The organism is Streptomyces sp. NPDC000151, assembly GCF_040301705.1.
Classification (GTDB): Bacteria; Actinomycetota; Actinomycetes; order Streptomycetales; family Streptomycetaceae; genus Streptomyces.
The window spans coordinates 1-26,046 of sequence record NZ_JBEPFC010000108.1 but is presented as its reverse complement, the minus strand read 5'-3'; the positions used below and the strand labels follow the sequence as shown (position 1 = coordinate 26,046).

Sequence of the window (26,046 nt, the reverse complement as noted above, 5' to 3'; positions counted from 1 at the left end):
CCGCGGCGCAGGTGGTGGCCGCGCGCCGCCGCCGGGAGGCCGAGCAGCAGCTGGGCGAGGCCCGCGAGGAGGCCCACCAGGAGCGCACGGCGGCCCGCGAGCAGAGCGAGGAGCTGCTCGCCGCGGCCCGCAACCGGGTGGCGGAGGCGCAGACCGAGGCCGAGCGGCTGGTGGAGGAGGCGGACCGGCGCGCCGAGGAGCTGGTCGCCACCGCCGAGCAGACCGCGCAGCAGGTACGCGACGCGGTCGCCGGGCTGCACGAGCAGGCCGAGGAGGAGATCGCCGGGCTGCGGTCCGCCGCGGAGCACGCGGCGGAGCGTACGAAGGAGGACGCGCGGCAGGAGGCGGACCGGCTCCGCTCCGACGCGTACGACGAGCGCGAGCGGGCCTCGCAGGACGCCGGCCGCATCCGGCAGGACGCGCAGACCGAGGCCGAGGCCGCCAAGTCGCTGGCGGAGCGCACGGTTGCGGAGGCGATCGCCGAGGCGGAGCGGCTGCGCACGGAGGCGCAGGGCGCGCTGGACGAGGCGCGGCAGGCCGCCGACAAGCGCCGCGCGGACGCCGCCGAGCAGGCCGACGAGCTGCTGGCCGAGGCCACGCAGGAGGCCGACCGTACGGTGGCCGAGGCGGGCGCCGAGGCCGAGCGGCTGCGCGCGGAGGCCGACAGCACGCTGGACGAGGCGCGCAAGGACGCCAACAAGCGCCGCAGCGAGGCCGCCGAGCAGGCGGACGAGCTGCTGACGGAGGCCACCGCGCAGGCCGAGAAGCTGGTCGCGGACGCCACGGAGAAGGCGCAGCAGCTGCGGACGAACGCCTCGGACGCGCTGGCCGCCGCCGAGCAGGACGCCGCCCGGGCCCGCGCCGAGGCGCGCGAGGACGCCAACCGGATGCGGACCGACGCCGCCGAGCAGGCGGACCGGCTGATCGCCGAGGCCCGCACGGAGGCCGAACGGATCGTCAACGAGGCCACCGAGCTGACCTCGTCGGCCCAGGCGGACGCCGACCGCAGCATCCGCGAGGGCCAGGAGGCCGCCGACCGGCTGCGGGCCGAGGCGCGCGAGCACGCCGAGCGGCTCGTCGCGGACGCCACGGCACAGGCCGAACGGCTGCGCGCGGAGGCCGCCGAGGCGCTGGAGAACGCCCGTGCGGAGGCCGACCGGACGGCGGACGAGGCGCGCAAGGACGCGGCCAAGCGCCGCGCGGACGCCGCCGAGCAGGCCGACAGCCTGATCTCCGAGGCCGGTACGGAGGCCGAACGGCTGCGTACGGAGGCGGCGGAGACCACCGCGACGGCGGAGCGGGAGGCGGACCGCACCCGGGCCGACGCCCGCGAGCAGGCCGACCGGATGCTCGCCGAGGCGACGGCGGACGCGGACCGGATGCGCGGCGAGGCGGCCGAAACGGTCACCTCGGCGCAGCAGCACGCGCAGCGCACGCGGTCGGAGGCCGACCAGGTCAAGGCGGACGCCGAGGCCGAGGCCGAGCGGTTCCGCAACGAGGCGCTGGAGGAGGCCGACCGTACGCTCGACGAGGCGCGCAAGGACGCGGCCAAGCGCCGCGCGGACGCCGCCGAGCAGGCCGACCAGCTGATCGCCAGAGCGCAGGAGGAGGCGCTGAAGACGGCCACCGCGGCCGAGGAGCAGGCCGACACGATGGTCGGCGCGGCCCGCAAGGAGGCCGAGCGGATCGTCTCGGAGGCCACCGCCGACGGCAACGCGCGGGTGGAGAAGTCCCGTACGGACGCCGACACGCTGCTCAGCGAGGCGCGGGGGGACGCGACCGCGATCCGGGAGCGCGCCGAGGAGCTGCGGGCCCGCATCGAGGCCGAGGTCGAGGAGCTGCACGACCGGGCCCGCCGGGAGTCGGCCGAGGCGATGAAGACGGCGGGCGAGCGGGTCGACAAGCTCATCGCGCAGGCCACCGCGCAGCAGGTGGAGGCCGAGGAGAAGGCCAAGGAGATGCTCTCGGACGCGAGCAGCGAGGCGAGCAGGGTCCGCATCGCGGCGGTGAAGAAGGCCGAGGGGCTGATCAAGGAGGCCGAGCAGAAGAAGGCGAAGGCGGTACGGGAGGCGGAGGCGCTGCGTACCGAGGCCGAGCAGGAGGCCCAGCGGATCGTGGACGACGGGAAGCGCGAGCTGGAGGTGCTGGTCCGCCGCCGGGAGGACATCAACACCGAGATCTCGCGGGTCCAGGACGTCCTGGAGGCGCTGGAGTCGTTCGAGACGCCGGGCGGTGCGGGCGGCGGAAAGGGCGGCTCGGGGCAGGGTTCCGGTTCGGGGGGCGTCAAGGCCGCGGCGGGCGCGGGAGCAACTCGTTCGGGTGGCAAGCAGTCTGATGCTTAGCCACTCAAATGAGGGTTCATTCTCCACTTCAAACGGTCAATGACTCGATGACACGCCGCTCGGGCCCCTAGGATTCCCCTTATCACCTCACCGGTCTCTTTCGACAGGAACCCCATGAGCGACACTTCCTCCCCCTTCGGTTTCGAGCTCGTGCGGCGTGGGTACGACCGCGGTCAGGTCGACGACCGCATTACGAAGCTCGTCGCCGACCGCGACAGCGCGCTGGCCCGTATCACCTCGCTGGAAAAGCGCATCGAGGAGCTGCACCTCGAAACGCAGAACGCCCAGGCCCAGGTAAACGACGCCGAGCCGTCCTACGCGGGCCTCGGTGCCCGGGTCGAGAAGATCCTCCGTCTCGCCGAGGAGGAGGCCAAGGACCTGCGCGAGGAAGCGCGCCGGGCCGCCGAGCAGCACCGTGAGCTGGCCGAGTCGGCCGCCCAGCAGGTCCGTAACGACGCGGAGGCGTTCGCCACCGAGCGCAAGGCCAAGGCGGAGGACGAGGGCGCCCGGATCGTCGAGAAGGCCAAGGGCGAGGCGCAGACGCTGCGGGCCGACGCGCAGAAGGACGCGCAGTCCAAGCGCGAGGAGGCGGACTCCCTCTTCGAGGAGACCCGCGCGAAGGCCGCCCAGGCCGCGGCCGACTTCGAGACCAACCTCGCCAAGCGCCGCGAGCAGTCCGAGCGGGACCTGGCCTCGCGTCAGGCCAAGGCCGAGAAGCGGCTCGCGGAGATCGAGCACCGCGCCGAGCAGCTCCGCCTGGAGGCCGAGAAGCTGCGTACGGACGCGGAGCGCCGGGCCCGCCAGACGGTGGAGACCGCGCAGCGCCAGGCCGAGGACATCGTGGCCGACGCGAACGCGAAGGCGGACCGTATCCGCTCGGAATCGGAGCGGGAGCTCGCTGCGCTGACGAACCGGCGCGACTCCATCAACGCCCAGCTCACCAATGTGCGGGAGATGCTTGCCACGCTTACCGGTGCGGCGGTGGCTGCCGCCGGTACGCCGGGCGAGGAGGACTCGGCGTCCCGCGGGGTGCCTGCCCAGCAGGGTCGCTGACCCTGCCGCTGACCGACTGCCCCGTGCCGCGTTGTGCGGTGCGGGGCAGTGGTGCGTGCGGGTCCGTATCGCGGCTTGGCGGCCGCTCGTCCTCAAACGCCGGACGGGCTTGATTTTGGCGGTGCAGGTCCTCGAACACCGGACAGGCTGGAATGGGTGTGTTCAAGGGGCGGAGGAGCGCTGCCGCCCCTAGCGTGGCTGCATGATCGAGATCGAGGGGCTGACCAAGCGGTACGGCGAGAAGCTTGCCGTGGACGGGCTGACCTTCACCGTCCGGCCCGGGATCATCACCGGCTTCCTCGGTCCCAATGGCGCGGGGAAGTCCACGACCATGCGGATGATGCTCGACCTGGACAACCCCACCGCCGGCACGGTCCGCATCGACGGCAGGCACTACCGTCAGCTGCGCGACCCGCTGAAGTACATCGGCGCCCTGCTGGACGCCAAGGCCATGCACGGCGGCCGCAGCGCGTACCACCATCTCCTCTGCCTGGCGCAGAGCAACGGCATCCCGCGCGCCCGCGTCCACCAGGCGCTGGACACCGTGGGCCTGACCGCCGTCGCCAAGAAGCGCGCCAAGGGGTTCTCGCTCGGCATGGGACAGCGGCTCGGCATCGCCGCCGCGCTGCTCGGCGACCCGCAGATCCTGATGTTCGACGAGCCGGTCAACGGGCTCGACCCCGAGGGCATCCACTGGATCCGCAACCTCATGAAGCGGCTGGCCGCCCAGGGCCGTACGGTCTTCGTCTCCTCGCACCTGATGAGCGAGATGGCGCTGACCGCCGACCACCTCGTCGTCATCGGGCAGGGCCGGCTGCTCGCCGACACCTCCATGGCCGAGTTCATCCGGCGCAACTCGCGCAGCTACGTACGGATGCGCTCCCCGGAGCACGAGCGGCTGCGGGACGTGCTGGCGGCGGCCGGGCACACCGCCGTACCGGCGGCGGACGGCGCGCTGGAGATCGACGGGGTCGGCGCCGACCGGCTGGGCGAGCTGGCCGCCGGGCACGGCCTCGTCCTGCACGAACTCAGCCCGCAGCAGGCATCGTTGGAGGAGGCGTTCATGCAGCTCACGGCGGAGTCGGTGGAGTACCACGCGCACTCGGACCCGGCACATCCGGATCCGGCGGAGCCCGGGGGCCCCGCGCCCGGTCCGGACGCGGGGCCGCCTCCGGGCCCGTCCGCTGGGCAGCCGGGCGGCGGCTGGGGCGCCGACTGGCAGCGGAAGAAGGGGCGCTGACCATGGCGGTGGTCTCCCAGGTCCTCACCTCGGAATGGACCAAGATCCGGTCGGTGCGCTCCACGGTGTGGACACTCGGCATCGCCGTGGTCGTCACGGTCGTACTGGGCGCGGTGATCTGCCTGCTCGTCAAGAACGACTTCGGCTCCATGCCGATCCGCGAGCGGCTCACCTTCGACGCCACCAACACGGCCTTCGCCGGGATGGGCCTCGGCCAGCTCGCGATGATCGTCTTCGGGGTGCTGGTGGTCGCCAACGAGTACAGCACCGGCATGATCCGCACCTCCCTGGCCGCCGTGCCGCAGCGCGGCACCTTCCTCTTCTGCAAGATCGCGGTGGCCACCCTGCTCGCGTTCGTCGTGGGCCTGGTGACCAGCTTCGTCACCTTCTCCGTGGGCCAGGCCATGCTGGGCGCCGACCTCCGGGTGGGGCTGGGCGCCCCGGGCGTGCTGCGCGCGGTGTTCGGCGGCGCGCTCTACATGACGCTGATCGCGCTGTTCTCCATGGGCGTGGCCGCCGTGCTGCGCAGTCCGATGCTCTCGCTGGGCATCTTGATGCCGTTCTTCTTCCTGATCTCCAACATCCTCGGCGCCGTCTCGGCCACCCGGAAGCTGGGCCGGTACCTCCCCGACCAGGCGGGCCAGAAGGTCATGAAGGTGGTGCCCACCGGCGACGACGTCCCCTACGGCCCGTGGGGCGGCCTCGGCATCATGGCCCTGTGGGTCATCGCCGCGCTGATCGCCGGATACCTCTTCCTGAAGAAGCGGGACGCGTAGTGCTGCCCGTGGGAGCGCCGGGGCTCGGCGCCGTCCCGGCCCTGCAGCCGCTGGCGTATCCGGGGCGGCCGGTGACGGCGCCCGCGCTGCTGGACGGCGGGACGCTGCTGCCGCTCACCGCGGTCCCCGGCCCGCACCGGGTCGGCGGCTGGCGGCTCGGCCCGGATCCGGACCGCACGCTCGACGACGTGCTGCGGGCCCGCGGCCTGCTGCCCGCAGGGCAGCGCCACCCCGTCCTCGCCGTCGGCTCCAACGCCTGCCCCGCGCAGGTCTCGTACAAGCTCACCCGGCGCGGCGTCCCCGCGGCCGTCCCGATGGCCCCGGTACGGCTGCGCGGCATCGGGGTGGGCAGCTCTGCGCACATCGGTACGCCGGGTTACGTGGCCGCCGCGCCGTTCACCGACCCGCACTCCGAAGTGACGCTCGTGGCGGGGTGGCTGGACGCCGCGCAACTGGAGGTCGTGGACGCGACGGAGGCGCAGTACCACCGTGTCCTGCTGCCCGGCGACCGGTTCCCCATGACGCTGCCGTCCGGGGAGCGGCTGAGCGGCGCGTACCTGTACGTCAGCCGGCACGGCGTACTGGCGGGGCCGGACGGCGGGCCGCGCCCTGCCGGGCCGCAGCCGGCGCTGCTCGCCGCGCTGCTGGCCGGTTCGGCGGCCCTGCGGCGGATTCTCGGGCCCGATCCGAAGGGGTGGGTGGCGCGGGCCGCGGCGGACGGCGCGGTGCGGTCGCAGGCGCGGCAGATCTTCCGCGCGGAGGGCCAGGTGCTGCCGCAGCAGGAGTTCGCCCCTTATGTGGACGACGACGCGGAGGTCCGGACGTACGACGATCTGCCGCCCATCGGGGGCGAAGCGGGACTTCGCCGGTCACCGACACGCGGGGATTGAGCGGAACCGTCAATGGCTCGATAGCCTCCTAACCCTCACGGGGGCATGAGGTCACTTCGGCATGCCGTGCCCCACACCATCTCGCGAGGGGCGGAGAATGATCGAGGCAGTCGGCCTGACGAAGCGCTACGGCGCCAAGACGGCCGTGCACAACCTGTCGTTCCAGGTACGGCCGGGGACAGTGACCGGCTTCCTGGGGCCCAACGGGTCCGGGAAGTCCACGACGATGCGCATGATCCTGGGCCTGGACAACCCGACCTCGGGGCACGTGACGATCGGCGGCCACCCCTTCCGCAAACTGCCGAACGCGACGCGCCAGGTGGGCGCGCTGCTGGACGCGAAGGCCGTGCACGGCGGCCGCAGCGCCCGCCAGCACCTGCTGTCGCTCGCGCAGCTCTCCGGGATCCCGGCCCGCCGGGTGGACGAGGTACTGGGCCTGGTCGGCCTGCAGGACGTGGCGCGGAAGCGGTCCAAGGGCTTCTCGCTGGGCATGGGACAGCGGCTCGGCATCGCCGCCGCGATGCTCGGCGACCCGCAGGTGCTGCTCTTCGACGAGCCCGTCAACGGCCTGGACCCCGAGGGCATCCTGTGGGTCCGCAACCTCATGAAGCAGCTCGCGTCCGAGGGCCGTACGGTCTTCGTCTCCTCGCACCTGATGAGCGAGATGGCGCTGACGGCCGAGCACCTGATCGTGATCGGGCGCGGCCAGCTGCTGGCCGACATGAACGTCACGGACTTCATCGCCGCCAACTCGGCCGGCTTCGCGCGCGTCCGCACGCCCGACACCGAGCCCGCGCAGGGCGAGAAGCTGACCTCCGCGCTGAGCGAGGCGGGCGGCCAGGTCGTACCGGAGCCGGACGGGGCGCTGCGCGTCACGGGGCTGGCGCTGCCGCGGATCAGCGACCTGGCGCACGAGGCCGGGGTCCGGCTCTGGGAGCTGTCGCCGCACCAGGCGTCCCTGGAAGAGGCGTACATGCAGCTGACGCAGGGCGCGGTGGACTACCGCTCGGCGGTCCCCCCGCAGGCCGTACCGGGCGTCATGCCCGGTGGGGTGCCCGGGGGCATACCGGGCGGGGTACCCGGTGGGGTGCCTGGCGGGATGCCTGGTGGGCTGCCGCCGCAGGGGTACGCGGGTGACCCGTACGCCGGTGCGTACGGCGCGCAGGCCGGGGCGCCCGGTCCGTACGCCGGACAGCCCGGACAGCCCGGACAGCCCGGCCCGTACGGCGCGCAGCCGCAGGGCGCGCCGGTGCCCGGCCCGTACGGAGCGCCCCCGGCGCCGCCCCAGCAACCGCAGGCCCAGCCGCAGCAGCACGCCGCCCCCGCCGACCCGACCCAGCAGCACAGCGAGGACGCCCGATGACCAGCCCGGACCAGTCGCAGCAGCCGCAGCAGCCGCAGCCGCAGCAGCCGCCCCGCCAGGACGAGGGCACGATGATGCTGAACGCCGTCGGACCGCGGGCCGCCGGGCCGCAGCCGGGCGCACAGCCGCAGCCCCAGCCGCAACCGCAGGCACAGCCCCAGCCGCAGCCGCAGGCCCAGCAGCCGCAGCAGGCCCCCGCGCAGCCGCCGCAGCAGCCCGTCGCTCAGCCCCGGCAGCAGCCCGCGTACGCCGCCGCTCCCCCGCAGCCGCAGTTCTCCGGGGGCGGTTACGTCTCGCCCATACCCGTGCGGCAGGCGCACCTCGGGCACGCGCTGGCCTCGGAGTGGACGAAGATCAAGTCGGTCCGCTCCACCGTGTGGACGCTCAGCGTGATGATCGTCCTCGTGCTCGGCATCGGAGCCGGCGCCGCCCTCATCGTCTCCGCCGCCGGCACCAGCCTGGGCGGCGAGTCACCGCTCGGCCTGGGCATGCCCGGCATGCTGCTCGGCCTGATGTGCGTGATCACGCTGGGCGTGCTGTGCGTCTCCTCCGAGTACGGCACCGGCATGATCCGTACGACGCTGACCGCCTGCCCCAGCCGGGCGCGGGTGCTCGCCGCGAAGGCGATCGTCTTCTTCCTGCTGTCCTTCGTGGTCACCGCCGTCACCACGACACTGGTCGCGCTGCTCGAGACCGGCGTGCTCAGCGGCCAGGGCGGCGCCACGCCGAGCGGCTCGGAGTGGTTCAAGGCGACGGTCGGCGTGAGCCTCTACGTCGCGATGCTCGGCCTGCTCGCGCTGTCCGTCGGCGCGCTGCTCCGGCACTCGGCGGGCGCCATCACCATCATGATCGGCCTGGTGCTGCTGCCGCTGGTGCTGGCGCTGTTCATGATGGCGGAGAGCCTGCGGGACCTGCGGCAGTTCCTGTTCGAGTACTCCATCCCCAGCCAGCTCGGCGTGATGTACAGCAACGCCGTCGCCGCGACCGGCCCCTCGGGCTGGGAACCGCTGTGGATCATGACAGGGCTGACGGCCGTAGTCCTCGGCGGCGCCTTCGTCGCGCTGCACCAGCGGGACGTCTAGGCAGCGGGACGCCTGAGCAGCGGAACGTCCGAGCAGCCGGACGTCCGGAGACCGCAGGACGTCCGGAAAGCGCCGTGTCCGGGGTCAGTATCTGGGCGCGTTACGGGACCGCTGGAGCCGGGCGCTCCGGCGGTCCCGCGCGTTCCAGCACGCCTTGTGCCAGTGCCGCCGGTCGTCGCCGTCGCTGTACTGCGGCCAGGCGACCACGTGCGGCACGCCGGGCGGGATCTCCTGGTCACAGCCCGGGCAGCGGTAGTGCTTGGCCGCCGCGCCGCCGCCGATCTGCCGTACGTACCACTCCTCGCCGCGCCACTCCTCCGTACGCTCCAGGCCGTAGCGCGCGACACCCACGCGATCCGAGGGGTTCTCACCGCCGCGCGGACGGTTTCGACGGGGGGACACTGGGCACCTCGGGACTTCTCGGGGGAGTAACGGGCTGTCACCAGCCTACGACGACCGGCCGGGGTCCCGGACCCTCCGTCGCAATGCTGCGATCATCAGGAAACTCCGTCGGGAGCCGTGCCTTTGGCACGTGTCAGCCGTTGTTGCCTGTAAGGGGGATGTCGCGTCGGCTGCGAGGAGGCAGAAGAGCGATGCGCGTTGGGGCTTTCATTCTGGCCGCCCAGTTTCCGGGACAGGGCGAGGGGGAGACACTGCACCGGGCCATGCGGTCCGCCGAGGTGGCCGAGGAGGCCGGGCTCGACGAGGTCTGGGTGGCCGAGCACCATTTCGTGCCGTACGGCATCTGTCCGTCGGCGGTGACCCTGGCAGCACAGCTGCTGGGGCGTACGCACCGCATCGGAGTCGGCACGGCCGTGAGCGTCCTGCCGACCGCGCACCCGGTCGCGGTCGGTGAGCAGGCGGCGCTGCTGCATCTGACGTCCGGCGGGCGGTTCACGCTCGGTGTCGGGCGGGGCGGGCCGTGGGTCGACCTGGAGGTCTTCGGGTGCGGCCTTGCGGCGTACGAGGAAGGGTTCCCGGAGTCGCTGGACCTGCTGCTGCGCTGGCTGCGCGAGCCGCGCGTCGGGGCGGCCGGTGCGCGGTTCGCCTTCCGGGACGTGGCGGTGGTGCCGCGACCCGCCGAGGAGCCGGCCGGGCGGGACGGCCCCCCGGTGGTCGTGGCCTGCACTTCTCCCCGCTCGGTGCGGCTGGCGGCCGAGCGCGGCCTGCCGATGCTGCTGGGCATGCACTCGGGGGACGAGGAAAGGGCCGAGATGGTCGCCTGCTGGCGGCGTACGGCGCTGGCCGCGGGGCGGGATCCGGACGAGGTCGCGGCGGCCGGGCACATCTCGGCGGGCGTGGTGCAGATCGCCGACTCCCGGCAGGACGCCAGGGAGACGCTGCTGAAGTCGATGCCCGGCTGGCTGCGCCAGGGACTCTCGGCCCATGTCACGGTCGACGGCCGGCGCCGCGCCATGCGGGACCCGCTGGCCTACACCGAGCTGCTCTGCGGCCTGCACCCGGTCGGGACGCCGGAGGACTGTGCGGACCGGCTCGCCGCGAGGGCGGAGCGGACCGGCATCAGGCGCCACGCGCTGCTGGTCGAGGGTTCCGGCGACCTCGCCGTGACGGAGGAGAACATCCGCCGGCTGGGCAAAGAGGTCCTGCCGATGCTGTCCTGAGTACCGATGCTGTCCTGAGTACCGCTGCCGTCCTGAGTACCACTGGGCCGATGCTCCGGGCGAGAGGACCCCGGGGGCTGGGGGGTCCGAAGAGAGCCTTCATGTGCCCGATGGGCGGTCCGCCTGCCGGCGAGGCCGGAGAGCCTCGCCGGCGGACCGTTGCGGATGCCGCCGCTCACGTGCTGACGCCTCTCCGGCGTCACATCCCATGCACGCGGCAGCGGCAACTCCCATCAGCAGTCGCGCAGTTCGGGTGACTGGTTCAGCAGCTGGCCACGCACGGAGGTGAAACGGGCCAGGCGGTCGTCCGCCGACGGGTCGAGCGGGAAGACCGCGACCCGGTGACAGTTCTGGAACGCCAGTCGCACGCCGAAGTGGCGTTCGAGCGACCCGCGTATCGCGTCACTCGCCAGTGCTCGCAGCAGTTGGCCGCGCGCCTGCTCGTCGGGCGGCGGGGTCAGGTTGTCGGCGAACTCTCCGCCGTCCACCTTCAGCCGGGCCACCAGCGAGCTGATCATCTCCCATGCATAGGGCAGAGAGGTCCGGACGCAGTCGACAAATGCGGCTTCGTCGACCTCGCCTCGCTCGGCCTGTTCGAGGAGGGCCGGTGAGACGTCGAGCGACATGAGGTTCTCCTCTCGCGGCTCCATAAGGGGCGGAGCCTCAGGGACAGTACGAGGGACCGCCACGCAGCGTGTCCGCGTCACGACCCCCCGCGTCAACGGTATTCCGCCTTTCTTGCCCGCACCAGGAGATTGCGCACACAACCGGCCACGCGAGCCCGTCGGGGCTGCGGTGGTTTCCCCCGCAACGTCGCCCCGCGCGCGCTCGCGCCGTCGTACGGGTACACCGCGTACGCCCCTGGGCGAATCGCGTGGACCACCCGGCGTCGAGTAGCGTGGCGCACCATGCGTCTCGTCATCGCCCGTTGCTCCGTGGACTACGCCGGCCGGCTCACCGCCCACCTGCCCTCCGCTCCCCGTCTGATCCTGGTCAAGGCAGACGGCAGCGTCTCCATCCACGCTGACGACAGGGCCTACAAACCGCTCAACTGGATGTCCCCGCCGTGCACCCTCAAGGGCGGCGACGGCGACGTGTGGACCGTGGAGAACAAGGGCGGCGAGAAGCTCATCATCACGATGGAGGAGATCATGCACGACTCCTCCCACGAGCTCGGCGTGGACCCGGGTCTCATCAAGGACGGCGTGGAGGCGCACCTCCAGGAGCTGCTCGCCGACCGGATCGACACGCTCGGCGAGGGGTACTCCCTGATTCGGCGTGAATACCCCACCGCGATCGGCCCGGTGGACATCCTGTGCCGGGACGCGGACGGTGCGACGGTCGCCGTGGAGATCAAGCGGCGCGGCGAGATCGACGGCGTCGAGCAGCTCACCCGCTACCTCGAACTCCTCAACCGTGACCCGCACCTGGCGCCGGTGAAGGGCGTGTTCGCGGCCCAGGAGATCAAGCCGCAGGCCCGGGTGCTGGCCACCGACCGCGGCATCGGCTGCGTCGTCCTGGACTACGACGCGCTGCGCGGCATCGAGGACGACAAGCTGCGGCTGTTCTAAGGCCCCCGGCCGCCTCGTACGTACGCGCCGGCCCGCCCGCGAGAGGTTCCGCGGGCGGGCCGCTGCTACATGTACGGCGGTACGGGCCGGTCAGGCGGTCGGCTCAGCCGAGTCGGACGCGGTCCCGGAGGCGGAGCCGCTGCCCGGTCCGCCGCTCATCGGGCTGCTCGCGGACGGGCCGCTCTCGGACTGCGAGGGGGACTCCGAGGTGCCGGACGTCGGCTCCGGCGTGGTCGGCTCCTCCGTCGGCGTGGTCGGGTCCTCCGTCGGCTCGGTGGGCTTGGCCGTCGGCGTCGTGGGCTTGCTCGTCGGCGGCTTCCCGGTCGGGCCGGTCGGCTTGCCGGAGGGCGTCGTCGGCTTGCCCGTGGAGTCCGTCGGCCGGTCGCTCGGCTGCGTCGAGCCGGGGCTGCCGGGCTTCGCGCTGGTGGCCGGGTCGCCGGGGCGGGCGCTGCCGGACGTGGCGGGCGCACCGGTCCGCGCGCCCGTACTGCTGTCCCAGGCGCCCGGGCCGCCGGTCGCGCCGTGGCTCGGCTCGTCGGCGGTCAGGCCGCCGCTGTCCTTGCTCTCCTCGGCGGACTGGCCGGACTTCACCTTGTTCGCCGGGGCGTCGCCGCCGGAGGTGGCGCCGAGCGTGACGATCGTGCCCAGTACGGCGGCCAGCAGCGCGCCCGCGCCGGCCGCGACCATGTTGCGGCGCGCGCCGGTGAACACCGCTGCCCGCTTCTTCTTCGCGCCCGCCGGGCCCGCCGCGGCCTTCACCGCGGGGCTCACCACGGTCGCCGCGGTCTCGTCCACGCGCGGCACCGGCGTGGTGACGGCGGTCGGCGAGCCGGGCGGCGAGGCGGACTCGTCGGTCCCCGTGTGCGGGAGTTCCTCGCCGGCCGCCGCCACGGCGGCCGCGGTGATCTCCGGGGACACCGGGACGCCGGTGCGGTCGGCGACCAGCGCGAGGGCGCGCCGCCCCGCGACGGCGCCGCGCCGGTCGGCGAGCGCGCCGCGCAGCCCGATGGACGCCTCCAGCTCGGCGCGTGCCTTGTCCAGGTTGCCCAGGCAGAGCGCGAGGACACCCAACTCGTGGTGGAAGTACGCCTCTTCGCCGACCTCGCCGGCGATCCTGGCGGCCTCCTGGCCGTGCCGGAGGCTGCGCTCCCAGGCGTTCCACTGCAGCGCTGCGGCGAACGCGGGGGCGGCCGTACGGGCGAGCAGTACGGCGGCGCTGGCGTGCCCGGACTCCCGGCTCGCGGTGAGCCGGGCCATCACGGCGAGCAGCGCGTCGGCTTCGGCGGCCGCCCGCTCGGGGGCGACCGAGTGGTGCCCGGCCCACCAGGAGTAGTGCTGGGCCGCCGCGTGGGCGCGGCCGGCCGCGCCCTCCGCGTACCCGGCGGCGGTGAGCTGGTCCAGTACGGTCGCCGCGAGGCGGTAGTGGGTGCCGGCCGGGCTGATCAGCCCGCAGGCCAGCAGGTCGCCCAGGGCGGCGTCCGCGCGGGGATCCTTGAAGAGCGCGGGCAGGTGGGTGGGGTGCGGGAGGTCGCCGCCGAGGGCGACGGCCAGCCGCAGCGCGTCCTGCGCGGCCGGCGCGAGCCGCTCCGCGATCATCGCGGCGAAGGAAGCGGCCTGGGGGATGCCGGGCAGCGGCGGCTGCGCCCCGGCCGCGTCACCGGTCCCGTCCGTACCCTCGGACTCAACGCCGTCCGGGACGCCGTCGCCCTCCGCGCTGTCCCCCGCCGCGCCATCGCTCTCCGCGCTGTCCCCCGCAGCGCCATCGCCCGCCGTTGCGTTCCCCGCCGCGTCCGCGCTCCGCCGGTCGCGCTGCCGCAGCACCGCGCCGGCCTGCAGGAAGCGCAGCGGCAGCCCCTCGGACTCGAACCACAGGTCGCCCGCCCAGGCGGCCTCCTCGTCGGTCAGCGGCCGGCCCGCGGCGCGCTCCAGCAGCTCCTGGCAGGCGGCGCGGCCGAGGCCGGCGACGAAGACCTCTTCGATGTGCGAGGCGGCCGAGGGCGCGGGCACGTCGGGTGTGGCCGAGAGCAGGAACGCGCACTCGGGCGTGGCGCCCAGCAGCTCCTCCAGCGCCGCGCCGCCGAACTCCAGGTCGTCCACGACCACCACGGCGCCGACGCCGGCCAGTGCGGCGAGCAGCTCGGGGCGGCCCGGGCGGTAGCTCGGCGCCCGGTACACGGCGGCGAACAGGTCGTACATCAGGTCGGTGGCCGTGCGGCGGTACCCGGAGAGCCGGACGACGCCGTCGGGCGCCAGGCCGGCGCAACCGGTGGCGACCGCGTCCAGCAGCCGGGTGCGGCCCGCGCCGGAGGGGCCGGTGAGGCGTACGGAGCGGCCGCGGGTGAGCAGCCGGGTCAGCCGCTCGGTCTCCTCCTGGCGCTCCAGCAGCGGGAGCCGGTCCACGGGGTGGCCGAGGCCGCCGGGCGGCACCGGCGGGGCGCTCGTCGCGCGGGCCCGCTCGGCGCGCTCCTTGGGCGAGTGCTTCTGCGGCGTGCCCGGCTCCTCGCCCGGCGGCGTCGGCTCGATCTCGCTGCCGTCGACGGGATTGACGGTGAGCAGATAGTCGCCGGTGACCAGCCGGGCGGTACGGGCCGGGCCGTCCGGCGGCACGAACTGCGGACTGCCGGCGCCGGACGGCAGCGGGTCGGCAGGGTGGTCCTGCGCGCTGTGCTCCTCCGGCCGCCGGCCGTTGTGCGGATCCATGGACTCAAGCCCCCCAGATGCGTGGCGTGCCGACTGCTCTTCCGGCCGTCCGCACTCCCCGACCGGGCCGGGGCGGGTGGCCCCGGCCGCCGCTTCTGGCCCGGTGTCCGCCGCGGCCGCTCGGGGCGCGACGAGAACCGAACATTAAGCCTGCGGACAGTATCTACGATGCGCCGGGGTCCTGCTCTGCCCGCTACGTCACGGATTCGTGAGGATCAAGCCGTATGTACCGCTTACGCCTCTCAGTTACCGGCGGCCGCGCGGCCACTCGCAGGTCACGCGAGCCTCAGACGCGCGGCAGCGACTCCGCTTCGAGGCCGCCCTCAATGGCCAGAATGCGGTGCAACCGTGTGGCCACCAGCAGGCGCTGCATCTGGGGCGGCACCCCGCGCAGCACGAGCCGGCGGTTCACCCGGCCCGCGCGGCGGTGCGCTCCCATGATCACGCCGAGTCCGGTGGCGTCCCAGGAATCCAGCTCGGTCAGGTCCAGCACGAGATCGCCGCAACCGGAGTCGACGGCGGTGTGCAGGGCCGTACGGGCGTCCGCCGCGCTGCGGACGTCGAGGCGGCCCCCGACGACCAGCTCGGCGTGGTCGCCCTTGATGTGCATATGCGCTCCCCGTGGTGATGCGAAATGTTTTTGCGTCTACAGAACTGACTGCCTCTCACACGACGAAGTTGCCGCCTGTAAGCGAACCGATACCGAAATCACTCCCAGGAGTGACGCCTGAACGGGTGTGCCGCGGCCCGGTTCCTCAGTGCTCGTAGAATCCCTGCCCGCTCTTGCGGCCGATATCTCCGGCGTCCACCATGCGGCGCATGAGCTCCGGCGGCGCGAACTTCTCGTCCTGCGATTCGGTGTAGATGTTCTCGGTGGCGTGCAGGAGGATGTCGACGCCCGTGAGGTCGGCGGTGGCCAGGGGGCCCATCGCGTGACCGAAGCCCAGCTTGCAGGCGGTGTCGATGTCCTCGGCGGTGGCCACGCCCGACTCGTACAGCTTGGCGGCCTCGACGACCAGCGCGGAGATCAGGCGGGTGGTGACGAAACCGGCCACATCGCGATTGACGACGATGCAGGTCTTGCCGACCGACTCGGCGAACTCCCGCGCGGTGGCGAGGGTTTCGTCGCTGGTCTTGTAACCGCGCACCAGCTCGCACAGCTGCATCATCGGCACCGGCGAGAAGAAGTGCGTGCCCACGACCCGCTCGGGGCGTTCGGTGGCCGCCGCGATCTTGGTGATCGGGATGGCGGAGGTGTTGGAGGCCAGCACCGCCTCGTCCCGGACCAGCTTGTCCAGCGTCTGGAAGATCTCCCGCTTGACCTCGATCTTCTCGAAGACGGCCTCGACGACGATGTCGGCGTCGGCCGCCGCTTCGAGGTCGGTGCTGGTGGTGATGCGGGCCAGCGCCTGCTCGGCGGCGGCCGCGTCCAGCTTGCCCTTGGCGACGAACTTCTCGTACGACGCCTCGATGCCGGCCTTGCCGCGGGCCAGCGCGCCGTCGGTGACGTCCCGGAGGGTCACGTCCCAGCCCGCCTGGGCGGAGACCTGCGCGATGCCGGAACCCATGAGTCCGGCCCCGATGACGGCGAGCTTCTTTGCCACTGAATGACCCCTCACACCCTGTGCACTTCACGATGTCTTCCGAGCGACGTTAGCGCTCGTTCGCCGTCGTTTGGAGGGATAGAGATGCGCGTCACGTCTCACATGACGGACATCACACCGGACTACCCCCCGGCCGTCAGCTCATGGGACGCACGGCGTAATTGAGGACCCGTTCGCTCAGCAGCTCCTCGATCTCGTCCAGCAGCACGAGCGCCTCGCGGGAGACCTCGGCAGGCTTGCGCCCGGCGGCCATCTCGCGGCCGATGGTGCCCATGAGCGTGGCGTGCACCCAGTTGAGCTGGCCCGCGATCAGTGCCGGCATCGGGTCGTCGTCCGCGGTGCCGCTCTCCTCCCCCAGGGTCCGCTCCAGGTGCTCCAGCTGTTCCTGCTGGAGGTACCACAGCCGGGCCTTGAGCGACGCCGCCCCATGGATGACCCGCATGAACTGCTCGTACCCCTCGAACAGTCCGACCCGCGGCGAGACCGCCTCCACCTCGGCGCGCAGCTCGCGCAGGACGGCGCCGGCGGCCGACTCCCCCACGTCCCGGGCGCGCACCCACCGCGAGAGCCGGTCCACGAGCTCCTCGCCGCGGTCGAGGAAGAGATCCTCCTTGGCCGGGAAGTAGTTGTAGACCGTATTGACGGAGACCTCGGCGGCCTCGGCGATCTCGGCGATCGTCACCGCGTCGAAACCGCGCTCCACGAACAGCCCGGTGGCCACATCCGACAGCTGCTGCCTGGTCTGCCGCTTCTTGCGCGCCCTCAGTCCCTCGGCCATGAAGGGATCCTAAGGCCCACCTTGCACCGCCTTAAAAATTAGGGTCAATGCAAAGTCTCACTGACGCGCGCTGCCCGCCGTGACGGTCGGCACACGTGTCTTCCGCAGGGCGGGCGCGTCACTACGCTGACGCCATGGTCAATCTGACGCGCATCTACACCCGTACCGGCGACCAGGGCACCACCGCCCTCGGCGACATGAGCCGGACCGCCAAGACCGATCTGCGGATCGCGGCCTACGCCGACGCCAACGAGGCGAACGCCGTCATCGGCAGCGCCATCGCCCTCGGCGACCTCCCCGAGGAGGTCGTCAAGGTCCTCGTCCGCGTCCAGAACGACCTCTTCGACGTGGGTGCCGACCTGTCGACGCCGGTCGTTGCGAACCCGGAGTTCCCGCCGCTGCGCGTGGAGCAGAGCTACATCGACAAGCTGGAGGCGGACTGCGACCGCTTCCTGGAGCGGCTGGAGAAGCTGCGCAGCTTCATCCTGCCCGGCGGCACGCCCGGCGCGGCGCTGCTGCACCAGGCGTGCACGGTGGTGCGCCGCGCCGAGCGGTCCACCTGGGCGGCCCTGGAGGTGCACGGCGAGACCATGAACACGCTCACCGCCACCTACCTGAACCGCCTCTCCGACCTGCTGTTCATCCTCGCGCGCACCGCCAACAAGGAGCTCGGCGACGTGCTGTGGGTGCCCGGCGGGGAGCGCTGATCAGGGCTTGGTCAGGGTTCGGGGCCGCTCCCCCGCGGCGGCCTCGGAACCGTCCCGCTTCGGCTTCTTGGGCCAGATCGTGTACGTGAGGGCGATCAGCCCGTGGATGCCCACGATGCGGGCCACGGTGGCCTGCCAGGACCGCAGGGACGCGGTGTCGCCGTCGCCCACGTACCAGATCGCGGCCTGCAGCAGCCCGGCCGCGACCACGCCCATCACCACCGTCCGCAGCCACAGCTTCCACTCGTGGACCGCCCGTGCCCGGCCGTAGCCCGCGCCCGGCGGCTTCGGCCCGCCTCCGAAGCGGTGCGCGACATGCGCGTCCGCCCACCGGATCGTGTAGTGGCCGTAGCCGACCGTGAAGCCGATGTAGACCGCGGCCAGCCCGTGTTTCCAGTCCGCCTGCGCACCGTTGCGCAGGTCCAGCACCGTCACGACGAGCAGGACCAGCTCCAGCAGCGGCTCCATCAGCAGGACGGCGGCCCCGGTGCGCGGCATCCGCGCCAGGTAGCGCAGCGCCAGCCCCACGGCCAGCAGCACCCAGAATCCGACCTCACACAGCACGACCAGCGTCACGATCACGGCGCGCTCCCTTCGCTCCCCTCCAGCCTCGCCGCCGCGCACGCGCCTTTCGTCGTCGCGCATGACGATCCCGTACTGCATCCTTCGATGTACCCGGCGCCGGCGGCGGATCGTCGCCGATGGGGAGGTCCGGGGCGCGGCGGCGTTGTTGGATGGCCGGGTGAGCCCCTTCAGCGCCCCCGCCCGCCCGCACCGCGACGACGTCCTCATCGCGGCGTCCGGCCTGCTCGGCGGCGTCCTGCTGTGGTTCCTCGGACTGCACGGCGGCCCGCCGCTGTTCGGCCTGCCCGCGCGGCTCGCGCTGCTCGCCCTCGCCGCGATGGCCGGCGCCGAGCTGCTGCGCCGCACCGCCCCCGGTGCCGCGCTGGCCGTCGCCGTCCCGGCCCTCGCCCTGGACGTACTCACCGGCACGGTGATCGCCACCGTCCTGATGTTCACCGACGTGGTCTACGCGGCCGTCATGTACGGCTCCCCGGCCACGGCCCGCCGCGTCCCGCGCGCCTGCGTGCTGGCCACCGTCCTCGCCACGCTGCTGCCCGTCGCCCTGCTCCGCGACCCGCAGGCGCTGCTCATCGGCGTCGCCGTGGGCGTCGGCACGATCGGCCCGGCCTGGACCGCGGTCATCATCCGCAACCACCGCGAGGCCGCCCGGGCCGCCCGGCTGCGCGCCGAGCAGACCGCCCTGCTGGCCGAGCTGGACCGCCGCGAGGCGGTACTCGCCGAACGCGCCCGGATGGCCCGCGAGCTGCACGACATGGTCGCGAACCACCTCTCCGCCATCGCCCTGCACGCCACCGCCGCGCAGGCCGTCGACGAGCCCGCCGCCACCCGGGAAGCGCTCGGCGTCATCCGCGAGAACAGCGTGCAGGGCCTGGCCGAGATGCGCCGCCTCATCGGCCTCCTGCGTGGCGCCGGCGGCCAGGAGACCTCCGCCGCCACGCCCCGCCTCGACGCCCTGGACGCCCTCCTGGAGCGGGCCCGCGGCCACGGCGCCGGCAGCGGGCTCACCTTCACGCTCACGGACGACCGCCCGCCCGGCGGCCCGGCGCTCGCCGCGCCGGTGGAGCTCGCCGCGTACCGCATCGTCCAGGAGTCCGTGACCAACGCGCTCAAGCACGCGGTACCGGGTGAGGTGACGATCCGCCTCGCCCGCGACGGCGCCGCCCTGGCCGTCACCGTCACCAGCCCCTACGGCCGCCGCCCCGGCCCGCGCGCGCCCGGCTCCGGCTCCGGCCTGGTCGGCATGGGCGAGCGGGCCGCCCTGCTGCACGGCACGTTCGACGCGGCGCCCGACGGCGACGTGTGGCGGGTACGGGCAACACTGCCCGCGGACGAGAAGGAGCACCCCCGATGACCGACCGCACCGATCCCACCCGCAGCACCCACACCCCCGGCCAGCCGATCCGGGTGCTGGTGGCCGAGGACCAGTCGGCCGTCCGTGCGGGCCTGGTCCTCATCCTGCGCTCGGCGCCCGACATCGAGGTGGCGGGCGAGGCGGCCGACGGCGAGGAGGCGGTACGGCTGGCCGCCGCGCTCCGCCCCGACCTGGTGCTCATGGACGTACAGATGCCCCGGCTCGACGGCGTCTCGGCCACCCGGGAGATCACCGGGCGGGGACTGGCCGACGTACTGGTGCTGACCACCTTCGACCTGGACGAGTACGTCTTCGGGGCGCTGCGCGCGGGCGCTGCCGGGTTCCTGCTCAAGACCAGCGACGCGGCGACGCTGCTGGCGGCGGTCCGTACGGTGGCGGCCGGGGAGGGGATCATCGCGCCCGCCGTCACCCGGCGGCTGATCGCCGAATTCGCCGCGCCGCGCCCGGCCGCCCCGGCGCCGGACACCGCGGCGCTCGACGTGCTCACGCCCCGGGAGCGCGAGGTACTGGGCTGTCTCGGGGAAGGGCTGTCCAACGCGGACATCGCGGGGCGCCTGGACATGGCGGAGGCCACGGTCAAGACGCACGTCAGCCGGCTGCTGAACAAGCTGGAGCTGCGCAGCCGGGTACAGGCCGCCGTGCTCGCCCGGGAACTGGGCCTCGGCGCGGCCCGCCGCGAGGGCCCTTAGACCGTTAGACCGTCCCGGACGGCACCCCCGACACCCCCGGCCCCCGGCAGCCCCCCGGAAAACACAAAACCCGGACAGTCGTCAGGCCACGTTGACCCTCTGTCCGGGTGGTGCCGCTTCCAGCCACGCCAGGAAGCCCGTGAGCGCGTCCTCGCTCATCGCCAGCTCCAGGCGCGTTCCGCGATGCCGGCAGGCGAGGACGATGGAGTCGGAGAGCAGGGCGAGCTCTTCCTCGCCCTCCGGGCTGCGCCGCTCCAGTACCTCGATGGAGGCCCGCTCCAGGACGCGCCGTGGACGTGGCGCATAGGAGAAGACCCGGAACCACTCGATGCGGTCGCCGTTGTACCGGGCCACACCGTAGATCCAGCCTTTGCCGCTGGGCTCGCCGTCCGCCGCCGTGACGGCCGCCGCGGCGGGCACGTCCCAGCGCAGACTGCAGTCGAACGTGCCGCCGGACCGCTGGATCAGCCGCCGCCGCAGTCCGAAGACGAAGAGCCCCAGTAGTACCAGGACGACGACCGCGGCGCTCACACACAGAGCGAGGACCATCTCCACCGACCTCCTCGCCTCGTATTCGGGAAACGCACCTGCATCGGCTCAGCCGCGGACCGCTCTGGAGGATTCCAGCGCAGCCCGCGGCTGAGGGTAAAGCTCGTCTGTGACAGGGTTCAGTGAACGCCTGCCACCGCACGCAGCCGGACATCGGCGCGGCGCTCGGCGGCCGCGTCGGCCTCCGACTTCGCCCGCTCCAAGGCCCGCTCCGCGCGCTGGACATCGATCTCGTCCGACAGCTCGGCGATCTCCGCGAGCAGAGAAAGCTTGTTGTCGGCGAACGAGATGAAGCCGCCGTGCACCGCGGCGACGACCGTGCCGTCCCCGCCTTCGCCGGTCGTACGAATCGTCACCGGACCGGACTCCAGCACGCCGAGCAGCGGCTGGTGACCGGGCATGACGCCGATGTCGCCCGACGAGGTGCGCGCGACGACCAGGCTGGCCTCGCCGGACCAGACCTGACGGTCCGCGGCGACCAACTCGACGTGCAGCTCAGCCACGATGGCTCCTCGGGTCTCCACCTGCCGGGTACAGCAGATGTCGGGTCAAATACTAGTGGGCGTCGGGCCCGGGGGCGGCCACGGCCGCCCCCGGATCCGGAAGCCGGGGTCAGGAGACGCCCAGCTCCTTGGCGTTGGCCTTGAGGTCCTCAATGCCACCGCACATGAAGAACGCCTGCTCGGGGAAGTGGTCGTAGTCACCGTCGGCGATGGCGTTGAACGCGGTGATGGACTCGTCCAGCGTCACGTCCGAGCCGTCGACACCGGTGAACTGCTTCGCCACGTGGGTGTTCTGCGACAGGAAGCGCTCGATACGACGGGCACGGTGGACGGTGAGCTTGTCCTCCTCGCCCAGTTCGTCGATACCGAGGATCGCGATGATGTCCTGCAGGTCCTTGTACTTCTGCAGGATCGTCTTCACGCGCATCGCGCAGTCGTAGTGCTCCTGCGTGATGTACCGCGGGTCCAGGATGCGGGACGTCGAGTCCAGCGGGTCCACCGCCGGGTAGATGCCCTTCTCCGAGATCGGACGCGACAGAACGGTCGTCGCGTCCAGGTGCGCGAAGGTGGTCGCCGGCGCCGGGTCGGTCAGGTCGTCCGCGGGGACGTAGATCGCCTGCATCGAGGTGATCGAGTGACCACGGGTCGAGGTGATGCGCTCCTGCAGGAGGCCCATCTCGTCCGCCAGGTTCGGCTGGTAACCCACCGCGGAGGGCATGCGGCCCAGCAGGGTGGACACCTCGGAACCCGCCTGGGTGTACCGGAAGATGTTGTCGATGAAGAAGAGGACGTCCTGCTTCTGGACGTCACGGAAGTACTCCGCCATCGTCAGACCGGCCAGCGCGACCCGCAGACGGGTGCCCGGGGGCTCGTCCATCTGGCCGAAGACCAGCGCGGTCTTGTCGATGACGCCGGACTCGGTCATCTCCTCGATGAGGTCGTTGCCCTCACGGGTACGCTCACCGACGCCCGCGAACACCGACACACCGTCGTGGTTGTTGGCGACGCGGTAGATCATTTCCTGGATCAGCACGGTCTTGCCGACACCGGCACCACCGAACAGACCGATCTTGCCGCCCTTGACGTACGGGGTCAGCAGGTCGATGACCTTGACGCCGGTCTCGAACATCTCGGTCTTGGACTCGAGCTGGTCGAAGCTCGGGGCCTTGCGGTGGATCGCCCAGCGCTCGGTGACCTCGGAAGCCGCCTCCGGCTTGTTGAGGATCTCGCCGAGGGTGTTGAACACCTTGCCCTTGGTGACGTCGCCGACGGGGACGGTGATGCCCTCGCCCTTGTCGGTCACCGCGGCCTGGCGGACCAGACCGTCGGTGGGCTGCATCGAGATCGCGCGGACCAGGCCGTCGCCCAGGTGCTGGGCGACCTCGAGGGTCAGCGTCTTGCGGACACCGGCCTCGGCCGGGTCGTCGACCTCGACGGTCAGCGCATTGTAGATCTCCGGCATCGCGTCGACGGGGAACTCCACGTCGACGACCGGGCCGATGACCCGGGCGACGCGGCCCGTGGCGGCGGCCGTCTCAACAGTGGTCGTCATTACTTGTCACTCCCCGCGGTCGCGTCGGCCAGGGCGCTGGCGCCACCGACGATCTCGCTGATTTCCTGGGTGATTTCGGCCTGTCGGGCCGCATTGGCAAGCCGCGAGAGCGACTTGATGAGCTCTTCCGCGTTGTCGGTCGCCGACTTCATCGCACGCCGGGTGGCGGCGTGCTTGGAGGCGGCGGCCTGCAGCAGCGCGTTGTAGATGCGCGACTCGACGTACCGCGGCAGCAGGGCGTCCAGGACGTCCTCCGCCGACGGCTCGAAGTCGAACAGCGGCAGCAGCTCGGTCTTGGCCTGCTCTTCCTCGTCCGCCGAAGCGTCGAGGCTGAGCGGCAGCAGCCGGTCGTCGACCGGCGTCTGCGTCATCATCGACACGAACTCGGTGAAGACGATGTGGAGCTCGTCCACGCCGCCCTCGGCCGTGTCCCGCTGTACGGCCTCGATGAGAGGCGCCGCGACCGCCTTGGCGTCCGCGTACGTCGGGCTGTCGGTGAAGCCGGTCCACGAATCCACGACCTTGCGCTCGCGGAAGGCGTAGTACGACACACCCTTGCGGCCGACGATGTAGGCGTCGACCTCCTTGCCCTCGCCCTTGAGCCGCTCGGTGAGCTGCTCGGCGGCCTTGATGGCGTTGGAGGAGTAGCCGCCCGCGAGGCCGCGGTCGCTCGTGATGAGCAGGATCGCGGCCCGGGTCGGGTTCTCCACCTCGGTCGTCAGGGCGTGGTTGGTGTTCGAGCCGGTCGCAACCGCCGTCACCGCGCGGGTCAGTTCACTCGCGTACGGCGTCGATGCCGCCACCTGGCGCTGCGCCTTGACGATGCGCGAGGCGGCGATCATCTCCATCGCCTTGGTGATCTTCTTGGTCGCGGTGACGGAGCGGATGCGACGCTTGTAGACCCGGAGCTTGGCTCCCATGGATCAGGTCCCTTCCGTCGTCACTTGCCGGCGCCCGGAGCGTCCTCACCGAGCAGCTTGCCGTCCGAGGTCTCGAACTGCTGCTTGAAGGTGGAGACCGAGTCGGTCAGGGCCTGGATGGTGTCGTCGGACATCTTCCCGCCCTCGACGATGCCGGTGAGCAGTTCCTTCTTCTCGCGGCCCATCCAGTCCAGCAGCTCGCGCTCGAAGCGGCGGATGTCCTCCACCGGGACGTCGTCCATCTTGCCGGTGGTACCGGCCCAGATGGAGACGACCTGCTCCTCGACGGGCATCGGCTGGTACTGGCCCTGCTTGAGCAGCTCGGTCATGCGCTGACCGCGGGCCAGCTGCGCCTTGGAGGCCGCGTCCAGGTCGGAACCGAAGGCGGCGAACGCCTCCAGCTCACGGAACTGGGCGAGGTCCACACGCAGTCGGCCGGAGACCTGCTTCATGGCCTTGTGCTGGGCGGAGCCACCGACTCGGGAGACCGAGATACCGACGTTCAGCGCCGGGCGCTGGCCCGCGTTGAACAGGTCGGACTCCAGGAAGCACTGGCCGTCGGTGATGGAGATGACGTTGGTCGGAATGAACGCCGACACGTCGTTCGCCTTGGTCTCGACGATCGGCAGACCGGTCATCGAGCCGGCGCCCATGTCGTCCGACAGCTTCGCGCAGCGCTCCAGCAGACGCGAGTGCAGGTAGAAGACGTCGCCCGGGTAGGCCTCACGGCCCGGCGGACGGCGCAGCAGCAGCGAGACGGCGCGGTAGGCGTCGGCCTGCTTCGACAGGTCGTCGAAGATGATCAGGACGTGCTTGCCCTGGTACATCCAGTGCTGGCCGATGGCGCTGCCGGTGTAGGGCGCGAGGTACTTGAAGCCCGCCGGGTCGGACGCCGGAGCCGCGACGATCGTCGTGTACTCCAGGGCGCCGGCCTCCTCCAGGGCGCCGCGCACGGACGCGATGGTGGAGCCCTTCTGGCCGACCGCGACGTAGATGCAGCGGACCTGCTTCTTCGGGTCGCCCGAGCGCCAGTTGTCGCGCTGGTTGATGATGGTGTCGACGGCCAGCGCGGTCTTGCCGGTCTGGCGGTCGCCGATGATCAGCTGACGCTGACCGCGGCCGATCGGCACCATCGAGTCGACGGCCTTGTAGCCGGTCTGCATCGGCTCGTGCACCGACTTACGGACCATGACGCCCGGAGCCTGCAGCTCCAGGGCGCGGCGGCCCTCGGACTCGATCTCGCCGAGGCCGTCGATCGGGTTGCCCAGCGGGTCGACGACGCGGCCGAGGTAGCCCTCGCCCACGGCGACCGAGAGCACCTCACCGGTGCGCTGCACCGGCTGGCCCTCCTCGATACCGCTGAACTCACCGAGGACGACCGCACCGATCTCGCGCTCTTCGAGGTTCAGCGCGAGGCCGAGGGTGCCGTCCTCGAACTTCAGCAGTTCGTTCGCCATCGCCGAGGGAAGTCCCTCGACCTTCGCGATGCCGTCACCGGCCTCGCTGACCGTCCCGACCTCCTCGCGCGAGGCCGCGTCCGGCTTGTACGCCTGGACAAAGTTCTCCAGCGCGTCCCGGATCTCCTCCGGCCGGATCGTGAGCTCCGCCATCTGGGTTCCCTGCTCTCCTTGTTGGGCCCGAAGTCTTGTTGCGGGGCATGGGCTCCCCCGCCGCAGGCAGAGGGCGGGTTCGCCCCCTGTTGCTGTTCCCTGCGTTACGGCCCAACTCGGGCCGCTGCTCATGCTGTTGAGTTGGTTGGCTGCCTCAGCCGGCCATCCGCCGGGACGCCTCTTCCAGGCGCTCGGAGATGGTCCCGTTGATGACCTCGTCACCGATGCGCACCTGCACGCCGCCGAGGACCTCGGGGTCCACGTCGAGGTTCAGGTGGACCTGCCGGCCGTACAGCGAGGTGAGCGCAGCGCCCAGGCGCTGCTTCTGCGTCTCGCTGATCGGCACCGCGGAGGTGACCACCGCGACCAGCCGGTCCCGGCGGTGCGCGGCGAGCCTGGACAGGGAGTCCAGCCCTGCCTCCAGGCTACGGCCCCGCGGCTGTGCGACGAGTCGGACCACCAGCCGCTCGGTGACCGCGTTGGCGCGGCCGCCCAGCAGCGAGCGGATCAGCTCGGCCTTGGCCGCGTTGTCCGCCCG

General features: G+C 72.3%; 25 protein-coding genes. 12 read left to right on the top strand and 13 right to left on the bottom strand.

All coding sequences use genetic code 11. The annotated features are described in order from the left end of the window. The 7 genes from ABT381_RS25505 to ABT381_RS25475 all read left to right on the top strand — a co-directional run. On the top strand, positions 1 to 2,342 hold a 2,342-nt coding region (locus tag ABT381_RS25505), incomplete at its 5' end, for a polarized growth protein Scy-related protein (protein ID WP_502965719.1). A gap of 114 nt (positions 2,343 to 2,456) precedes the next feature. Next, on the top strand, positions 2,457 to 3,395 hold the full coding sequence (locus ABT381_RS25500; protein WP_351598684.1) for a coiled-coil domain-containing protein: 939 nt from the start codon (positions 2,457 to 2,459) through the stop codon (positions 3,393 to 3,395). 202 nt (positions 3,396 to 3,597) lie between these two features. After that, a complete protein-coding gene (locus ABT381_RS25495) occupies positions 3,598 to 4,635 on the top strand; it encodes an ABC transporter ATP-binding protein (RefSeq protein ID WP_351598682.1) in 1,038 nt (345 codons plus the stop codon). A 2-nt stretch (positions 4,636 to 4,637) separates the two neighbouring features. Next, entirely contained in the window at positions 4,638 to 5,411 is a 774-nt protein-coding gene (locus ABT381_RS25490) for an ABC transporter permease (RefSeq protein ID WP_351598680.1), read from the top strand. After that, positions 5,411 to 6,301 (top strand): hypothetical protein, encoded by an 891-nt coding sequence (locus ABT381_RS25485; protein ID WP_351598678.1) that lies wholly within the window; start codon positions 5,411 to 5,413, stop codon positions 6,299 to 6,301. The genes ABT381_RS25490 and ABT381_RS25485 overlap by 1 nt, the downstream gene beginning before the upstream one ends. A gap of 97 nt (positions 6,302 to 6,398) precedes the next feature. Then, positions 6,399 to 7,664, top strand: coding sequence for an ABC transporter ATP-binding protein (locus tag ABT381_RS25480; protein ID WP_351598676.1), 1,266 nt, complete (start codon positions 6,399 to 6,401; stop codon positions 7,662 to 7,664). Between the two features lie 299 nt (positions 7,665 to 7,963). Beyond that, positions 7,964 to 8,746 carry an ABC transporter permease gene (locus tag ABT381_RS25475; RefSeq protein ID WP_467754580.1) on the top strand — a complete coding sequence of 261 codons (783 nt, stop codon included), beginning with the start codon at positions 7,964 to 7,966 and terminating at the stop codon, positions 8,744 to 8,746. 84 nt (positions 8,747 to 8,830) lie between these two features. Here the strand turns inward: ABT381_RS25475 and ABT381_RS25470 are convergent, their stop codons facing one another. Next, positions 8,831 to 9,148 carry an Rv1322 family protein gene (locus ABT381_RS25470; RefSeq protein WP_351598672.1) on the bottom strand — a complete coding sequence of 106 codons (318 nt, stop codon included), beginning with the start codon at positions 9,146 to 9,148 and terminating at the stop codon, positions 8,831 to 8,833. 191 nt (positions 9,149 to 9,339) lie between these two features. Between ABT381_RS25470 and ABT381_RS25465 the strand changes: the two genes are divergently transcribed. After that, positions 9,340 to 10,368: an LLM class flavin-dependent oxidoreductase gene (locus ABT381_RS25465; protein ID WP_351598670.1), complete on the top strand. Its 1,029-nt coding sequence runs from the start codon at positions 9,340 to 9,342 to the stop codon at positions 10,366 to 10,368. Positions 10,369 to 10,601: 233 nt separating this feature from the next. Here the strand turns inward: ABT381_RS25465 and ABT381_RS25460 are convergent, their stop codons facing one another. Continuing rightward, on the bottom strand, positions 10,602 to 10,994 hold the full coding sequence (locus ABT381_RS25460) for an SCO5389 family protein (protein WP_030258482.1): 393 nt from the start codon (positions 10,992 to 10,994) through the stop codon (positions 10,602 to 10,604). 282 nt (positions 10,995 to 11,276) lie between these two features. On the opposite strand from ABT381_RS25460, the gene nucS reads away from it, so the two are divergent. Continuing rightward, a complete protein-coding gene (gene nucS, locus ABT381_RS25455) occupies positions 11,277 to 11,939 on the top strand; it encodes an endonuclease NucS (protein WP_030258485.1) in 663 nt (220 codons plus the stop codon). A 90-nt stretch (positions 11,940 to 12,029) separates the two neighbouring features. Here nucS and ABT381_RS25450 read toward each other — a convergent pair whose 3' ends face one another. The 4 genes from ABT381_RS25450 to ABT381_RS25435 form a co-directional block, all read right to left on the bottom strand. Next, a complete protein-coding gene (locus tag ABT381_RS25450; RefSeq protein ID WP_351598667.1) occupies positions 12,030 to 14,639 on the bottom strand; it encodes an ATP-binding protein in 2,610 nt (869 codons plus the stop codon). Between the two features lie 286 nt (positions 14,640 to 14,925). After that, the gene (locus ABT381_RS25445) at positions 14,926 to 15,249 is read right to left on the bottom strand and encodes an STAS domain-containing protein (protein ID WP_031051797.1); all 324 of its coding nucleotides are present in this window, start codon (positions 15,247 to 15,249) and stop codon (positions 14,926 to 14,928) included. A gap of 145 nt (positions 15,250 to 15,394) precedes the next feature. After that, the gene (locus tag ABT381_RS25440) at positions 15,395 to 16,243 is read right to left on the bottom strand and encodes a 3-hydroxyacyl-CoA dehydrogenase family protein (RefSeq protein ID WP_351598664.1); all 849 of its coding nucleotides are present in this window, start codon (positions 16,241 to 16,243) and stop codon (positions 15,395 to 15,397) included. Positions 16,244 to 16,379: 136 nt separating this feature from the next. Continuing rightward, positions 16,380 to 17,021 carry a TetR/AcrR family transcriptional regulator gene (locus tag ABT381_RS25435; RefSeq protein WP_351598662.1) on the bottom strand — a complete coding sequence of 214 codons (642 nt, stop codon included), beginning with the start codon at positions 17,019 to 17,021 and terminating at the stop codon, positions 16,380 to 16,382. A gap of 134 nt (positions 17,022 to 17,155) precedes the next feature. On the opposite strand from ABT381_RS25435, the gene ABT381_RS25430 reads away from it, so the two are divergent. After that, positions 17,156 to 17,728, top strand: coding sequence for a cob(I)yrinic acid a,c-diamide adenosyltransferase (locus ABT381_RS25430; RefSeq protein ID WP_351598660.1), 573 nt, complete (start codon positions 17,156 to 17,158; stop codon positions 17,726 to 17,728). Here ABT381_RS25430 and ABT381_RS25425 read toward each other — a convergent pair whose 3' ends face one another. Then, a complete protein-coding gene (locus ABT381_RS25425) occupies positions 17,729 to 18,310 on the bottom strand; it encodes a hypothetical protein (RefSeq protein ID WP_351598686.1) in 582 nt (193 codons plus the stop codon). Between the two features lie 160 nt (positions 18,311 to 18,470). Here ABT381_RS25425 and ABT381_RS25420 point away from each other — a divergent pair, with 160 nt between their 5' ends. Beyond that, positions 18,471 to 19,664, top strand: a complete 1,194-nt coding sequence (locus tag ABT381_RS25420) for a sensor histidine kinase (protein ID WP_351598658.1) — start codon at positions 18,471 to 18,473, stop codon at positions 19,662 to 19,664. Continuing rightward, positions 19,661 to 20,374: a response regulator gene (locus ABT381_RS25415; protein ID WP_351598656.1), complete on the top strand. Its 714-nt coding sequence runs from the start codon at positions 19,661 to 19,663 to the stop codon at positions 20,372 to 20,374. The genes ABT381_RS25420 and ABT381_RS25415 overlap by 4 nt, the downstream gene beginning before the upstream one ends. A gap of 81 nt (positions 20,375 to 20,455) precedes the next feature. Here the strand turns inward: ABT381_RS25415 and ABT381_RS25410 are convergent, their stop codons facing one another. From ABT381_RS25410 to atpH, 6 genes are all read right to left on the bottom strand, one after another. Continuing rightward, complete coding sequence (locus ABT381_RS25410; RefSeq protein WP_351598654.1) at positions 20,456 to 20,923, bottom strand: DUF2550 domain-containing protein; 468 nt, start codon at positions 20,921 to 20,923, stop codon at positions 20,456 to 20,458. Between the two features lie 119 nt (positions 20,924 to 21,042). Further along, positions 21,043 to 21,426 (bottom strand): F0F1 ATP synthase subunit epsilon, encoded by a 384-nt coding sequence (locus tag ABT381_RS25405; protein ID WP_223735126.1) that lies wholly within the window; start codon positions 21,424 to 21,426, stop codon positions 21,043 to 21,045. 109 nt (positions 21,427 to 21,535) lie between these two features. Then, positions 21,536 to 22,978 (bottom strand): F0F1 ATP synthase subunit beta, encoded by a 1,443-nt coding sequence (gene atpD / locus ABT381_RS25400; protein ID WP_351598651.1) that lies wholly within the window; start codon positions 22,976 to 22,978, stop codon positions 21,536 to 21,538. Beyond that, on the bottom strand, positions 22,978 to 23,898 hold the full coding sequence (locus ABT381_RS25395; RefSeq protein WP_351598649.1) for a F0F1 ATP synthase subunit gamma: 921 nt from the start codon (positions 23,896 to 23,898) through the stop codon (positions 22,978 to 22,980). The genes atpD and ABT381_RS25395 overlap by 1 nt, the downstream gene beginning before the upstream one ends. Positions 23,899 to 23,918: 20 nt before the next feature. After that, on the bottom strand, positions 23,919 to 25,508 hold the full coding sequence (gene atpA / locus ABT381_RS25390) for a F0F1 ATP synthase subunit alpha (protein WP_351598647.1): 1,590 nt from the start codon (positions 25,506 to 25,508) through the stop codon (positions 23,919 to 23,921). Positions 25,509 to 25,662: 154 nt separating this feature from the next. Further along, positions 25,663 to 26,046: ATP synthase F1 subunit delta (gene atpH, locus ABT381_RS25385; RefSeq protein WP_351598645.1), on the bottom strand; the 384-nt coding region annotated here is incomplete at its 5' end.

Excerpts from the sequence above, each read along its gene's own strand:
- ABT381_RS25450 (WP_351598667.1), bottom strand. The coding sequence starts at position 14,639 with ATGGATCCGCACAACGGCCGGCGGCCGGAGGAGCACAGCGCGCAGGAC.
- nucS (WP_030258485.1), top strand. The coding sequence starts at position 11,277 with ATGCGTCTCGTCATCGCCCGTTGCTCCGTGGACTACGCCGGCCGGCTC.
- ABT381_RS25500 (WP_351598684.1), top strand. The coding sequence starts at position 2,457 with ATGAGCGACACTTCCTCCCCCTTCGGTTTCGAGCTCGTGCGGCGTGGG.
- ABT381_RS25395 (WP_351598649.1), bottom strand. The coding sequence starts at position 23,898 with ATGGGAGCCAAGCTCCGGGTCTACAAGCGTCGCATCCGCTCCGTCACC.
- ABT381_RS25415 (WP_351598656.1), top strand. The coding sequence starts at position 19,661 with ATGACCGACCGCACCGATCCCACCCGCAGCACCCACACCCCCGGCCAG.
- ABT381_RS25430 (WP_351598660.1), top strand. The coding sequence starts at position 17,156 with ATGGTCAATCTGACGCGCATCTACACCCGTACCGGCGACCAGGGCACC.
- ABT381_RS25495 (WP_351598682.1), top strand. The coding sequence starts at position 3,598 with ATGATCGAGATCGAGGGGCTGACCAAGCGGTACGGCGAGAAGCTTGCC.
- ABT381_RS25490 (WP_351598680.1), top strand. The coding sequence starts at position 4,638 with ATGGCGGTGGTCTCCCAGGTCCTCACCTCGGAATGGACCAAGATCCGG.
- ABT381_RS25435 (WP_351598662.1), bottom strand. The coding sequence starts at position 17,021 with ATGGCCGAGGGACTGAGGGCGCGCAAGAAGCGGCAGACCAGGCAGCAG.
- ABT381_RS25480 (WP_351598676.1), top strand. The coding sequence starts at position 6,399 with ATGATCGAGGCAGTCGGCCTGACGAAGCGCTACGGCGCCAAGACGGCC.
- ABT381_RS25410 (WP_351598654.1), bottom strand. The coding sequence starts at position 20,923 with ATGGTCCTCGCTCTGTGTGTGAGCGCCGCGGTCGTCGTCCTGGTACTA.
- atpD (WP_351598651.1), bottom strand. The coding sequence starts at position 22,978 with ATGACGACCACTGTTGAGACGGCCGCCGCCACGGGCCGCGTCGCCCGG.
- ABT381_RS25445 (WP_031051797.1), bottom strand. The coding sequence starts at position 15,249 with ATGCACATCAAGGGCGACCACGCCGAGCTGGTCGTCGGGGGCCGCCTC.
- ABT381_RS25465 (WP_351598670.1), top strand. The coding sequence starts at position 9,340 with ATGCGCGTTGGGGCTTTCATTCTGGCCGCCCAGTTTCCGGGACAGGGC.
- atpA (WP_351598647.1), bottom strand. The coding sequence starts at position 25,508 with ATGGCGGAGCTCACGATCCGGCCGGAGGAGATCCGGGACGCGCTGGAG.
- ABT381_RS25460 (WP_030258482.1), bottom strand. The coding sequence starts at position 10,994 with ATGTCGCTCGACGTCTCACCGGCCCTCCTCGAACAGGCCGAGCGAGGC.